Genomic DNA, 14,362 nt, shown 5'->3' with positions numbered 1-14,362 from the left:
AAACAATAATTTAACTCATTCGGTTTTGCCAATTATACTCGGTATTGAATCCTCCTGCGACGACACATCTGCTGCAATATGTATCAACGGCAAAATTTGCTCCAATGTTATTGCAAATCAGCTGATTCACAAACACTACGGTGGCGTTGTTCCGGAACTTGCCTCCAGGGTTCATCAACAAAATATTGTTCCCGTTGTACATCAGGCAATTTCGATCGCTAAAGTACACAAAAATGACATTGATGCCATAGCTTTTACAAGAGGCCCCGGTTTATTAGGATCTCTTTTAGTTGGGACTTCATTTGCTAAAGGATTTGCATTGGCAAATACTATTCCGCTTATCGAAGTTAACCATATGCAGGCGCATATACTTGCTCATTTTATTGATGAACCTAAGCCTTCATTTCCTTTTTTATGTCTTACAGTTTCAGGCGGACATACGCAAATAGTTTTAGTTAAAGATTATTTCGATATGGAAATTGTAGGTCAAACAACCGATGATGCGGCCGGGGAAGCTTTTGATAAAACAGCTAAAATCCTTGGTTTGCCCTATCCCGGCGGACCCTTAATTGATAAATATGCTGCTGAAGGTGATCATTTGGCTTTTAAGTTTCCAGAACCTCAAATACCGGGACTTGATTTCAGCTTTAGCGGATTAAAAACGTCTATCCTTTATTTCGTAAGAGATGAATTGAAAAAGAATCCTGGATTTTTAGAGAACAGAATAAATGATGTATGTGCATCAGTTCAGCATCGCATTGTTACCATCTTGTTAAATAAATTGAAGAAGGCGGCTCGTCAATTTCAAATTTCTGATATTGCCATTGCAGGCGGCGTTTCTGCAAATTCGGGGTTAAGGAAAAGCTTACTGGAAGTTGCCGGTGAAAACAACTGGAATGTGTTTATTCCCAAGTTTGAGTATTGCACAGATAATGCTGCGATGATTGCGATGGCCGGATATTATAAGTTTCTAAAATCAGACTTCGTCTCTCAGGAGGTGGCTCCAATGGCCAGAATGGTTTTTTAATTTTATTTGAAAAGCTTCCATTTGTAATGGATGAGGTCATTTTTATTTTTAAGAAATGATAAAATGAACAGCAGTATTATTTTAATCAGTTTTTAAGTTCCATATTCGCTGAAATTAATTGTTAACTATGAATCCTGTCAGTATTATTTTCTTTGTAATCTTTGTTATCCCTCTGATAGCATTACTGATTTATGTAATGAAGCAGGATAAGCGAAAAGGAATAATTGGTTTGATTGTACTTGGTGTTATTGTTACTGCAGCAATTGTGGTCGCTTTAACAGTTTATTCCAACTTTTTAAAGACCCAATAAAAAAAAACCGCAACCTAGACGGTTTGCGGTTTCTGAATATATTTTAGTCGCAGTATTTTTATGACTGCATTTTTTCTTCTAATTTTTCTCCTGTTACGATTGCTTTAATCTTACCTTCAAGCTCATCCATAAGATCAGGATTATCTAATAAAATCTGTTTTACGCCATCACGACCCTGACCTAATTTTGTATCTCCGTAGCTGAACCATGATCCTGCCTTTTTGATAATATCAAACTCAACGCCCAGATCAATAATTTCCCCGGCTTTCGAAATTCCCTGCCCAAACATGACATCGAACTCTGCAATACGGAAAGGTGGAGCAACTTTATTTTTAACGATTTTTACTTTAACCCGGTTTCCGGATACTTCATCAGAATCTTTAATTTGAGAAATCCGGCGAATATCTAAACGGACGGAAGCGTAAAATTTCAATGCATTGCCACCTGTTGTAGTTTCAGGGTTTCCAAACATGACACCAATCTTCTCTCTCAATTGATTGATGAAAATACAGCAGCATCCGGTTTTGGAAATTGTTCCGGTAAGTTTACGAAGAGCCTGTGACATTAAACGGGCGTGTAATCCCATTTTCGAATCTCCCATTTCTCCTTCAATTTCTGCTTTTGGAACTAAAGCGGCAACTGAGTCAATAACAATAATATCAATTGCGCCAGAGCGGATTAAATTATCTGCTATTTCAAGAGCTTGCTCGCCGTTATCAGGTTGTGAGATTAAAAGATTTTCTATGTCTACACCTAATTTACGTGCATAAAATTTATCAAAAGCATGTTCTGCATCAATAAATGCAGCAATACCGCCTTTTTTCTGAGCTTCAGCGATTGCGTGAATTGCTAAAGTAGTTTTACCCGATGATTCAGGACCGTAAATTTCAATTACTCTCCCTTTCGGAAGACCTCCAATACCAAGGGCGATATCAAGTCCAATAGAACCGGTTGAGATAGATTCCATAGCTTCTACCGGATTATCCCCTAATTTCATAACAGTTCCCTTTCCGTATGATTTCTCAAGTTTGTCAAGGGTGAGTTGTAAGGCTTTTAATTTATCTGTATTGCTCATTATTTTAGTTTGCGTGCTTTTTAAATTTTATTTACAATGCGAAAATACTAAAAATATTATCAATTCTCAAAGTCATTTTCGGTAGCTATGAAGTTATTAATAAATTCATATAATCCATTCTTTGTAATATTATTCCTGTACTTCAAATTTTTTAATTCCTGAAATTATCTTTTTAAATTTTCTTTTTTGAATGTTCTCCGCGGCTTTTTTCTTTTCAGCAGCTTCAGACCTTTTAAGCGCCGAAACCGAGTTTTGTTGCTCGTAATATTTACATAATGAAGTTAATGGGCAAATGCTGCATTTAGGACTTCTTGCCACGCAAATATATCTTCCGTGCAAAATGAGCCAATGATGGGCTATATAAATTTTATCTTCTGGAAGAAATTTAACCAATTGCTTTTCTACTTCCAAAGGTGTTTTTGCACGAATTGTCAGTCCAATTCGATTAGAAACTCGAAATACATGGGTATCTACCGCCATAGCAGGCGCATTGTATATTACGGAGACTATTACATTAGCAGTTTTTCTGCCCACGCCGGGCAGTTTTTGGAGTTCAATTATATTCGATGGTATTTCCCCGTTATAATCCTGAACTATCTTGTTTGCCATTCCCAGCAAATGCTTTGCTTTATTATTCGGATAGCTTACACTTTTAATCAGGGAGAAAATGTCCTCCAGCGGGCCTTCAGCTAAAATTTGTGGAGTGGGAAATCGGTCAAATAATTTAGGGGTTATCTGATTAATTCGTTTATCCGTGCATTGTGCCGATAAAATTACTGCTACCAATAATTCATACGGATTGCGGTACTGTAATTCTGTTTCTGCCAGAGGTTGATGCGTAGAAAAATAGTCAACAAATGCCTTGTATCGGTCTTGTCTTAACATGTTTCAAATATAGACAACAGATATTCGCATCGAAATAAATCACATATTATTTAACAATAAACCCCTCATCTGAGGGGTTTGTGTTTTTATTCTTTACAGTGATTTAGAATAGTTTAGTATTTTATTGATCGATGACTGATTAGGATGAAGATCAATTTTATTTAAATCAGGCTTAATAAAATTGTAAAATTTAAGATCTTCTTCATTTAAGTCTTCGGCATCGCTGCTCGTAACTATTTCTTTAAGTAAAGAACCAGAGGGTCGTGTAGAAGTTTTAATCATAAGCATATTGCGTTTTTAATTTAAATAAAAACGCAATTGCAATGCCTATATTTTATCAATTTTACGAATTAGAGTAACAAAATTGTTGCTTTAATTTTTAAGACTTAACTCTTTGGTTAATATCATTTTACGAAGATTGTTGAGTGCATATCTCATCCTTCCTAATGCCGTATTGATACTTACTTCTGTAATCTCAGCAATTTCTTTAAAACTTAGTTCACCGTAATGACGCATAATAAGCACTTCTTTTTGTTCAGAAGGTAAAAGATGAATAAGTCCTTTAAGGTCTTTATGCGTCTGGTCTCTCACCATACGGTCTTCCATGCTTTCATCGTTAAACTGCAAAACTTCGAAAATGTCAAAACCATCTACATTGGTAACAACCGGTGTCCGTTTTTCCTTACGGAAATAATCAATAACCAAATTATGGGCAATACGCATTACCCAGGGTAAAAATTTTCCTTCTTCGTTATATTTTCCTGCCTTTAAAGTGTTAATAACTTTAATAAAAGTATCCTGAAAAATGTCTTCAGCAAGATATGAATCTTTAACTAGCAGATAGATGGATGTATAAATTTTGGATTTGTGTCTTCTAATCAATTCTTCCAGGCAGATTTCCTGCCCCTGAATATATTGATGGATCAAATCCTGATCGCTCTTCAATTGAAGTTTCATAGGACTGCTACTTTAAATTTCCTTTATGTGTGATGAAAAAGTTTTTAATGTAGAGTTTTTGCGATAGTATTTCTCCTGTATGTTAGTGAATATGTGATGTATTTATCCCCAAAAGAACCAAATTTTTTCTAAATCAAAGAATAAAACTTAAATCAGTATTATTAATCTATCTAGACGTATTTTTGCATCCAAGGTTTAATTATATCCTTAACATACGTAATTACATAACGAATAGGTTTATTCATGAGTAAAGAAGCTGAAAAAGATCCACAAAAATATATCATTATAAAAGGAGCAAGGGTACACAATCTTAAAAACATTGATGTTGCAATTCCTAAAAATAAGCTGGTTGTAATAACCGGTATGTCGGGTTCCGGCAAATCTTCCCTTGCTTTTGATACACTTTATGCAGAAGGGCAGAGGCGATACGTTGAAAGTCTTTCATCCTATGCCCGTCAGTTTATGGGCCGCATGAATAAGCCTGACGTAGATTATATTAAAGGTATTGCCCCTGCAATTGCTATTGAGCAGAAGGTAATTACTAGTAATCCGCGGTCAACCGTTGGTACGTCTACAGAAATTTATGATTATTTAAAACTGCTCTTTTCCCGTGTAGGAAAAACATTTTCACCTGTATCAGGAGCTTTGGTTAAGAAAGATACCGTTGCCGATGTGGTCGATTTTATTTCTTCGTTTCCACAGGATACATCGGTAACTATTTTATGCCCGCTTTATCCGCATAATGATCGTTCATTAAAAGAAGAACTTGCCGTTTTGCTTCAGAAAGGCTTTGTACGTGTGGTAGTAGACGGCGAGCTATTTAAAATAGAAGATCTGCTTGAAGACAAAACCATCACCAGTAAGAAACTTGATGATGAAACCCATGTTAAAATTGTTATCGACCGTGTTTCTGTTTCCGGAGATGACGAAACCTTAAGCCGCATTGCAGATTCTGTACAAACAGCTTTTTTTGAAGGAAAGGGCGATTGCATGGTTGAGGAAAGTGGAAAGCTAAACGTTTTTTGTGACCGGTTTGAGCTTGATGGAATCCGCTTTGAAGAGCCTACTCCTAATTTTTTTAGTTTTAACAATCCTTTTGGAGCTTGTAAGCGATGCGAAGGATATGGAAAAGTAATCGGAATTGATGAAGACCTTGTTATTCCTGATAAAAGCAAATCGGTATATGATGGTGCCTTAGCACCGTGGCGGGGCGAAAAAATGAAAGAATGGCTCGAAAAATTGATTAAATCGGCATTAAAATTTGATTTCCCGATTCACCGATCTTATAATCAGCTGACCGAAGATCAGAAAGCGGTTTTGTGGACAGGTAACAAATATTTTCAGGGTCTGAATGATTTTTTTAAAGAACTGGAAACTCAGACTTATAAAATTCAATATCGCGTAATGTTATCACGATATCGCGGCAAAACCAATTGTCCAGATTGTAAAGGCAGCCGGTTAAGACCAGATACTTCTTTCGTAAAAGTTGCTGAAAAATCAATCACTGATATTGTACTCATGCCGCTCGATAAAGCTTTGGAGTTTTTTGAGACCATCCAGCTTGATGAAACCCGGCAGAAAATAGGCAAGCGATTGCTGATGGAAATAACCAGCCGCATTAAATTTTTAAATGATGTTGGTTTGAGTTACCTCACTTTAAATCGACTTTCCAATACCTTATCCGGAGGAGAATCCCAGCGGATAAATTTGGCAACTTCTCTTGGCAGTTCTTTGGTTGGATCCATTTATGTGTTGGACGAGCCCAGTATTGGCCTTCATCCCCGGGATACAAATCGCCTCATTACTGTTTTAAAATCCTTACGGGATGTTGGGAACACGGTAATTGTGGTTGAGCACGAAGAAGAAATTATGCAGGCAGCTGATCATATTATTGATATTGGCCCCGAAGCGGGTACCCATGGAGGCAATCTGGTTTTTACAGGAACTTTCAAAGAGATATTAAAAGATAAAGCTAGTTTAACCGGACAATATTTAAGCGGAAAAGCTGAAATTGAGATTCCTAAACACCGGCGTAAATGGAATGATTTCATTGAAATTAAAGGAGCTAGAGAAAATAATCTTAAGGATATTTCTGTGAAATTTCCGCTTAACGTATTAACAGTTGTTTCCGGCGTTTCAGGTTCAGGTAAAACATCGCTGGTTAAACGAATCCTGCATCCTGCATTGCAAAAAGCCATCGGTAATTATACCGGAGAACAAACAGGATCTTATGATAGTCTGGAAGGTGATTATAGTAAAATTGAACAGGTTGAAATTGTTGACCAGAATCCTATCGGAAGATCATCGCGTTCAAATCCGGTTACCTATGTTAAAGCCTGGGATGAGATTAGAAATTTGTTTTCATCGCAGGGTGCTGCAAAAGCCTCGGGACTAAAACCGGCAGCGTTTTCATTTAATGTAGAAGGCGGTAGGTGTGATGTTTGCCAGGGCGAGGGTGAGGTGAAAATTGAAATGCAATTTATGGCAGATATTTTTCTTCCATGCGAAGCATGTAACGGTAAACGCTTTAAACAACATGTTCTGGATGTGACCTACAACGATAAAAATGTTTCTGAAGTTTTGGATATGACCATTGATGAAGCTTTGGAGTTTTTTAGTTCCGAGCCTAAGATTTTAAATAAAATTCGCCCGCTTGTTGATGTGGGATTGGGTTACGTTCATTTGGGTCAATCATCCAATACTTTATCCGGCGGTGAAGCCCAGCGTATAAAACTGGCATCTTTCCTGATCAAGGGAAATAACAGCAGCAAAACCCTTTTCATATTTGATGAACCTACTACAGGTTTGCATTTTCATGATATTAAAAAGCTCCTGAAATCCTTTAATGCATTACTGGAGCAGGGCAATACAATTATTGTAATTGAGCATAATATGGATGTGATTAAATGCGCCGACTGGGTCATTGATATTGGTCCAGAAGGTGGTGATAAAGGCGGTACAGTAGTTTTTGAAGGCACGCCCGAAGATATGGTGAAGAAGCCTGAATCGTATACTGCAAATTATTTAAGCCAACGATTAGGTAAATCCCTTAAAGAGATTGTAAATTAAACTATGCTGAGCAAAAAAACACGTTACGCTATCAAGGCTCTGGTCGTGATGGGTAAAAATTTTGGTAATGAGCCTATGCAGATTTCCCGAATTGCAGCCGAAGAACACATCCCTAAAAAATTCTTAGAGCAAATATTGCTCGACCTCCGTAATGCTGGTTTACTGTACAGTAAAAAAGGAGCAGGCGGAGGATACAGTTTAATTAAAGATCCTAAAGAAATAGTACTTGCCCAGGTTTTGCGTATTACCGGAGGCCCAATTGCTTTGTTGCCCTGTGTTAGCCTAAATTTTTATCAGCGATGCGAAGAATGTATGAATGAAGAAACCTGCGGTATCCGCGATGTGTTTATGGAGGTTCGAAATGCTTCCCTTAAAATTCTAACAGAAACGAGTATTGCCGATGTAATCGAGCGTGAAAACACGCTTTCTGACTCAAAAACCGTGATTTAATATTTTTTTAAATAAAGACTACTAAATCTATATACTTTATATATATTTGAACCGTGAAAAATAACAAATTAAATATGAGCCTTTCAAATATGCCACTATGTTGCCTGATTATGCAATTGGTGCAATTTTGAAGATTCATAGATAATTTAATATAAAATATTACTAGCCTCCTCAGCCCAAAAAGCAGAAGAGGTTTTTTAATTAATGGCGCATGCAAAGTTTCAGAACCGAATTAGAAAATCCTGTAGTTCAAAAAGATATCATAGATCTTGAAAAGAAGATCAGGTTATACCGTGAGGGTAAAATTCACGATGATAAGTTCAGGAGTTTAAGGCTTGCCCGGGGCATTTACGGACAGCGCCAGCCCGGAGTACAAATGATTCGAATTAAATTGCCATTTGGTAAAGTTACTTTCAGGCAACTGCTGCGTATTGCAGATATTTCTGATGAATATGCAAGCGGAAATCTCCACCTCACCACCCGCCAGGATATTCAAATACATTATGTAAGCCTGGATAAAACTCCCGAACTCTGGGAAAAACTGGAACAGGATGAAATCACCATTCGGGAAGCTTGTGGCAATACCGTTAGAAATGTAACAGCATCCGCAACATCCGGAATTGACCCTGAGGAGCCTTTTGATGTTTCGCCTTATGCACACGCTGTATTTGAATATTTTTTGCGTAATCCCATCTGTCAGGAAATGGGTCGTAAGTTTAAAATTGCATTTTCGTCCAGCGAAGCTGATACTGCTTTTACTTTCATTCACGATTTAGGTTTTATTCCGAAACTGAAAATTGAAAACGGACAGGAGATCAGAGGTTTTAAAGTTCTGCTCGGCGGAGGTCTAGGAGCACAGCCTTATTTGGCTCATGCTGTAAATGAATTTTTAGCTGAAGAAGAGCTCATTCCTTATATAGAAACTGTTCTCCGTGTTTTTGATCGTCATGGAGAACGTAATAACAGGAATAAGGCCCGCCTTAAATTCCTGATCCAAAAAATTGGTTTAGAAGAAGTATTGCGTTTAATTGAAGAGGAGAAACTGGCCAATAAATCAACAAATTATTGGATTAACAGAGAATTAATTCCATTGCCAAAACTTCCGGAGAAATCAGATTATTTATTTAGCGAGGCAAATGGAAACCTGAACTACGATAAATGGCTGGCCACAAACGTTTTTGAACAAAAGCAGGAGGGATATTTTGGTGTTTATGTCAAAGTCAGTACCGGGGATATTCCCACCGAAAAAGCCAGAAAGTTTATAGAAGTTATCAAGGATTTGGTGGCCGATGAAATTCGGATAACGCAAAATCAGGGACTGCTATTGAAATTTGTAAAAAAAGAGGCTTTACCGCAATTATATTCAGGATTGGTAGATCTGGAACTTGCAGAAACCGGCTTTGACAGCGTAGCTGATATCACTACTTGTCCGGGTACAGATACGTGTAATTTGGGGATATCAAACAGTACAGAACTTTCACGTGTGCTCGAAAACGTCATCTATGAAGAATATGAGGATTTAGTTTATAACCGCGATATCAAGATAAAAATTAGCGGCTGTATGAATTCTTGCGGGCAGCATGGTCTGGCTCATCTTGGTTTTCACGGGAGTTCTATAAAGGCAAATGGCAAAGTGGTTCCTGCAGTTCAGGTGTTATTGGGCGGTGGCGTTTTAAGAGACGGTGCCGGTCGTGCAGCAGAGAAGATTATTAAAGTCCCCTCAAAAAGAGCCACTATCGTATTGCGATTTGTGCTCGACGATTATCATGAAAACAGTTTGCCTGATGAACTTTTCAATCACTACTATGATCGCCGTGGAAAAGATTATTTCTATCAGTTATTAAAGCCGCTGGCCGATACCGGAAATTTAAAAGATCAGGATTACATAGACTGGGGTCACGAAGAAGTTTTTAAAACGGCCATTGGCGTTGGCGAATGCGCCGGGGTAATGATAGATCTGGTGGCAACTTTGCTGCTTGAATCCGATGAAAAATTGGAATGGGCTACAGAATCCTTTAAAAATGACGCTTACGCTGATTCCATTTATCATAGCTACAGTGTATTTGTGGGGGCGGCCAAAGCTTTACTTCTTGATAAAGGAATAAACAGCAGCACGCATACCGGAATCATCCGTGATTTTGACGAGCAATTTAAAGGGAATACATTCCTGATGAATCAATCAAGCTTCACCGAACTGGTTTTGCAAATCAATAAAAATGAACCGGGTAAAGAATTTGCATCCTTTTATCTGGATGCAGTAACAGATTTTATGACCAAAATTAAAGCGGAAAGGGAGTCGCTGATTCGAGAATGATAAACACTCAGATAAAAACTTTTGTAAAAGAACCTAGAATAACGCTTGTAGGCGCCGGTCCCGGTGATCCGGATTTAATTACATTAAAGGCAATTAAAGCACTCAAAAGTGCTGATGTGGTTTTATATGATGCGCTGGTTAATGACGAATTACTGGAATTTGCACCTGCGGAAGCAACCCGTGTATTTGTTGGAAAAAGATCAGGAGATCATTCCTATTCTCAGGATGCAGTCAACCGGCTGATGATTGATTACGCTTTAAATTATGGACATGTGGTTCGCCTTAAAGGCGGAGACCCGTTTGTATTTGGCCGGGGTTTCGAAGAGCTTGATTTTGCAGCTTCTTACAGTATTGCAGCCGAGGTTATTCCGGGTGTTTCCAGTTCCATAGCAGTCCCGGGATTGCAGGGTATTCCTGTAACACATCGCGGTTTAAGCGAAAGTTTTTGGGTAGTAACCGGAACAACTTCCTCGGGTAAAGTTTCTCAGGATGTTTACGAAGCAGCCAAATCAAGGGCAACCGTTATCGTTTTAATGGGAATAAAAAAGTTGGCAGAAATTGCAGAAATTTTTAAAGCCGAGGGAAAACAGCGGCTACCGGTTGCGGTGATTCAAAACGGATCAATGGAAGGCGAAAAGATAGCAGTAGCAACTGTTGACACGATTGTTGAAACCGCAAGAGATAAAAACATTGACTCCCCGGCTATTATAATTTTTGGAGACGTAGTGGGATTGCATCCTTTATTTCAACCGATCAGGGCTTTTTATGAATTTGCCGAAGAATAACGGGATCGCGGAATTTGAGGAAACAGGGAATCAGCTTTTTCCTGTATTCCTGAAATTGAATCATCTGCACGTGTTGCTTGTTGGTGCCGGAAATGTAGGACTGGAAAAACTGTCTGCTATACTGGCTAACAGCCCGCAAACTCAAATAACTGTTGTGGCGCAGCACGTTAGCCCCGAGGTGAACGAATTAGCAGAGCTTTATTCCAGGCTGAGGATTGTTAAGCGCAGTTTTGAAGAAAACGATCTTGATAACAAAGATCTGGTGATTGTGGCTACAGATCAGCCGCTTATTAATGAAATGATCAGGCAATTGGCTCGTCATCGGCGCTTACTGATCAATGTAGCCGATAAGCCGGATCTTTGTGATTTTTATCTGGGTTCTATCGTTAAAAAAGGTGATCTGAAGCTGGGCATTTCTACCAATGGCAAATCGCCAACTGTTGCTAAAAGGTTAAAGGAAATGCTGCAGGCAAATTTGCCTGATGAAATTGACGATACGCTACAGCAGATCAATAAATTAAGAATTAAGTTAAACGGTGATTTCGCTTATAAAGTGAAAGAGCTGAATAAGGCTACGGCAATATTAGTGGAACCAGTTGCAGAACAACCATCCAGTAAAAGGATGCGCTGGCTCATTTGGAGTTCTTTAGTAATTTCTATTGCAATCATTGCTGTTTTGTTCTGGGAGAATAATGCAGCTTTCAAATCTTACCTTATAGATATTCATCCCAGTTTTTATTATTTCCTTATTGCAGGATTTTTTTTCGCAATGATAGATGGAGCTATTGGAATGTCATACGGAGTAACTTCAACCACTTTTGCACTTTCCATGGGAATTCCGCCTGCTTCTGCCAGCACCGCCGTTCATGTTTCTGAAATTATGAGCAATGGAATTGCCGGCTGGATGCATTTCCGGATGAAGAATGTGAATATGCGTATGTTTTACAAGCTGGTAATCCCGGGAATTATCGGCGCAGTAAGCGGGGCATATATTCTATCTTCATTAGAACATTACAGTCATTATACACGTCCGGTGGTATCGCTTTATACCTTGATTTTAGGAGCGGTAATTCTCCGCAAATCTTTTCATGTTAACAAAAAAAGAACGGGTAAAAAGATTCAAAAAATAATTCCATTGGGTTTTGGCGGCGGATTTATAGATGCTGTTGGTGGCGGTGGCTGGGGTTCTATTGTACTGTCTTCATTAATTGCGGGAGGCAGAAATGCCCGCTATGCATTAGGCACAGTAAAGCTTTCGCGGTTTTTTATCGCCCTGATGAGTTCTTTAACCTTTATTACCATGCTTAACAACCTTCATTGGAATGCCTTACTCGGTCTGGTTATTGGCAGCGCTATTGCTTCACCACTTGCAGCCCGGCTTTCAAACCGTATCTCGGTAAAAGTCATTATGGTTTCCGTAGGGATTATAGTAATCCTGGCAAGTCTTAAAAACATTTTGAGTACAATAATGAATCTAATATAAATGGGTATTTTTAGATGAATTGAAAAAACAATTGGATCTATTTCCAAATTTTACATCACTAATGAGAGAACAATCAAAATTAATCCGCAGCCAGACAACCCGTTCAAGTAACCGTGAGCATTCCGTGCCGCTTTATCTTACATCGAGTTTTGTTTTTGATAATGCCGAACACGGCCGGGCCATGTTTGCTGACGAAGTTGAGGGGAACTTATATTCCAGATATTCCAATCCAAATACATCTGAGTTTATAAATAAAATTGTTGAAATGGAAGGGGCAGAAGCAGGTCTTGCATTTGCCTCGGGAATGGCCGCTGTTTTTGCTTCTATCGCCGGATTGCTCCGAAGCGGTGATCATATTGTAGCTTTTCGTTCAGTTTTTGGCTCTACTCACCAGCTGTTCACTCAGTTGCTGCCGCGATGGGGCATAACCACCACTTATGTAGATGCATCAAAACCTGAATATTTTGAAAAAGCTCTTCGCCCCGAAACTAAAATGGTATTCCTGGAAACACCCTCAAACCCCGGATTAGAATTAGTTGATCTGGAATGGTTAGGAAGACTTAAGAAAAAACATAATTTTATTCTCAATGTGGATAATTGCTTTGCAACACCTTATCTCCAAAAACCAATAGAGTACGGTGCCGACCTAGTCAGTCATTCGGCAACTAAATATATGGATGGGCAGGGCCGGGTTTTAGGTGGTGTGGTGGTCGGCAGAGCCGATCTTATGAAAGAACTCATGTTTTTTATCCGTCATACCGGACCGGCAATGTCTGCTTTCAATGCATGGACTATTTCCAAAAGCCTCGAAACTCTTACTCTTCGAATGGACCGGCATTGCAGCAATGCCTTAAAGGTTGCAGAAGCGCTGGAAAAAAATCAGGAAGTGGAGGAAGTTCGCTACCCGCATTTGCCATCACACCCGCAATATGAACTAGCCAAAAGGCAGATGAAACAAGGTGGCGGCGTTGTAACTTTTACTGTTAAAGGCGGATTTGAACGTGCCAAGATATTTATGGATGAACTTAAAATGATTCTTTTAACTCCCAATCTTGGTGATTCGAGATCTATTGCTACTCATCCCGCGTCTACTACACATTCTAAATTGAGTGATGAAGAGCGGGCTCAAATTGGAATATATCCCGGAACGATACGAATTTCAGTAGGGCTTGAAGATTTGGATGATATTCTGGAAGATATCTTTACGGCTCTTAAAAACTCAATTTAACTTTATAAAAGGTCACTAAATAAAAGTGATTTGAAATAATAATCTACATAGTCAATAGGAATTATATAATATGGATCTAACGCAGAATTTATTGATGGATATAAAAAAGCTTGACATTCCGGAATCACTTGCTTTTTTGGCAAATCGTTTCAATGGTAAACTCATTTTCTCCAGCAGTTTTGGCTGGGAAGACCAGGTGCTCACTCATATAATATTTTCTAACCACTTGCCCATAAAAGTATTTACGCTTGATACCGGCAGGCTGTTTCCTGAAACCTATTCTGTATGGAGCAGAACAATCGAAAGATATGGTAAACCCATTGATGCGTTTTATCCGGATACGGAATTGGTGGGAAATATGGTCAGCAGAAAGGGGCCAACGAGTTTTTACGAATCTGTAGAAAACCGAAAAGAGTGCTGTTCTATTCGCAAAATTGAACCTTTAAAGCGTGCTCTTGCTGGCAATGAAATATGGATAACCGGTATCAGAGCAGAACAATCATTAAATCGCGAAACCATGGATGCGATGGAATGGGATTCTCAAAACCAGATTATAAAGTTTCATCCACTTTTTGATTGGAGCTTAGACCGGGTTAAAGATTATATCCGCGAAAATAATATCCCATATAATTCACTTCATGACCGGGGATTTCCCAGCATTGGCTGCGCACCCTGCACCAGAGCTGTGAAAGAAGGAGAAGATTTCAGGGCAGGCCGCTGGTGGTGGGAAGATCAAAATAAAAAAGAGTGCGGCCTGCATGCTACTAAAGAAAAATGAA

The 14,362-nt window shown here is 38.8% G+C and carries 13 protein-coding genes; 9 read left to right on the top strand and 4 right to left on the bottom strand.

Annotation, left to right across the window (positions count from 1 at the left end):
• Positions 1–25 precede the first annotated feature (25 nt).
• Together tsaD and G521_RS0112905 are read left to right on the top strand one after the other, a co-directional pair.
• A complete protein-coding gene (gene tsaD, locus G521_RS0112910) occupies positions 26–1,027 on the top strand; it encodes a tRNA (adenosine(37)-N6)-threonylcarbamoyltransferase complex transferase subunit TsaD (protein WP_026898909.1) in 1,002 nt (333 codons plus the stop codon).
• Between the two features lie 127 nt (positions 1,028–1,154).
• The gene (locus tag G521_RS0112905) at positions 1,155–1,337 is read left to right on the top strand and encodes a hypothetical protein (protein ID WP_026898908.1); all 183 of its coding nucleotides are present in this window, start codon (positions 1,155–1,157) and stop codon (positions 1,335–1,337) included.
• Between the two features lie 58 nt (positions 1,338–1,395).
• Here G521_RS0112905 and recA read toward each other — a convergent pair whose 3' ends face one another.
• The 4 genes from recA to G521_RS0112885 form a co-directional block, all read right to left on the bottom strand.
• Complete coding sequence (gene recA / locus G521_RS0112900; RefSeq protein WP_026898907.1) at positions 1,396–2,412, bottom strand: recombinase RecA; 1,017 nt, start codon at positions 2,410–2,412, stop codon at positions 1,396–1,398.
• Positions 2,413–2,541: 129 nt separating this feature from the next.
• Entirely contained in the window at positions 2,542–3,297 is a 756-nt protein-coding gene (nth, locus tag G521_RS0112895) for an endonuclease III (protein WP_026898906.1), read from the bottom strand.
• Between the two features lie 93 nt (positions 3,298–3,390).
• Complete coding sequence (locus G521_RS0112890) at positions 3,391–3,585, bottom strand: hypothetical protein (RefSeq protein WP_026898905.1); 195 nt, start codon at positions 3,583–3,585, stop codon at positions 3,391–3,393.
• A gap of 84 nt (positions 3,586–3,669) precedes the next feature.
• Positions 3,670–4,254 (bottom strand): RNA polymerase sigma factor, encoded by a 585-nt coding sequence (locus G521_RS0112885; RefSeq protein WP_026898904.1) that lies wholly within the window; start codon positions 4,252–4,254, stop codon positions 3,670–3,672.
• Positions 4,255–4,497: 243 nt separating this feature from the next.
• On the opposite strand from G521_RS0112885, the gene uvrA reads away from it, so the two are divergent.
• The 7 genes from uvrA to G521_RS0112850 all read left to right on the top strand — a co-directional run bounded on the left by uvrA (position 4,498) and on the right by G521_RS0112850 (position 14,361).
• Positions 4,498–7,323 carry an excinuclease ABC subunit UvrA gene (gene uvrA / locus G521_RS0112880; protein ID WP_026898903.1) on the top strand — a complete coding sequence of 942 codons (2,826 nt, stop codon included), beginning with the start codon at positions 4,498–4,500 and terminating at the stop codon, positions 7,321–7,323.
• Positions 7,324–7,326: 3 nt separating this feature from the next.
• Positions 7,327–7,773, top strand: a complete 447-nt coding sequence (locus G521_RS0112875; RefSeq protein ID WP_026898902.1) for an RrF2 family transcriptional regulator — start codon at positions 7,327–7,329, stop codon at positions 7,771–7,773.
• A gap of 211 nt (positions 7,774–7,984) precedes the next feature.
• Complete coding sequence (locus G521_RS0112870; RefSeq protein ID WP_026898901.1) at positions 7,985–10,087, top strand: HEPN domain-containing protein; 2,103 nt, start codon at positions 7,985–7,987, stop codon at positions 10,085–10,087.
• A complete protein-coding gene (cobA, locus tag G521_RS0112865; RefSeq protein WP_026898900.1) occupies positions 10,084–10,872 on the top strand; it encodes a uroporphyrinogen-III C-methyltransferase in 789 nt (262 codons plus the stop codon). The genes G521_RS0112870 and cobA overlap by 4 nt, the downstream gene beginning before the upstream one ends.
• Positions 10,853–12,355 carry a TSUP family transporter gene (locus G521_RS0112860; protein ID WP_026898899.1) on the top strand — a complete coding sequence of 501 codons (1,503 nt, stop codon included), beginning with the start codon at positions 10,853–10,855 and terminating at the stop codon, positions 12,353–12,355. The genes cobA and G521_RS0112860 overlap by 20 nt, the downstream gene beginning before the upstream one ends.
• Positions 12,356–12,416: 61 nt before the next feature.
• Positions 12,417–13,583, top strand: a complete 1,167-nt coding sequence (locus G521_RS0112855; RefSeq protein WP_026898898.1) for a trans-sulfuration enzyme family protein — start codon at positions 12,417–12,419, stop codon at positions 13,581–13,583.
• Between the two features lie 70 nt (positions 13,584–13,653).
• The gene (locus G521_RS0112850) at positions 13,654–14,361 is read left to right on the top strand and encodes a phosphoadenylyl-sulfate reductase (RefSeq protein ID WP_026898897.1); all 708 of its coding nucleotides are present in this window, start codon (positions 13,654–13,656) and stop codon (positions 14,359–14,361) included.
• The last annotated feature ends 1 nt before the right edge of the window (position 14,362 follow it).

It is taken from the genome of Daejeonella oryzae DSM 19973 (genome assembly GCF_000422945.1).
Lineage (GTDB): Bacteria > Bacteroidota > Bacteroidia > Sphingobacteriales > Sphingobacteriaceae > Daejeonella > Daejeonella oryzae.
The sequence above is the reverse complement of the archived record's forward strand: the minus strand, read 5'-3'. Positions and strand labels throughout refer to the sequence as shown.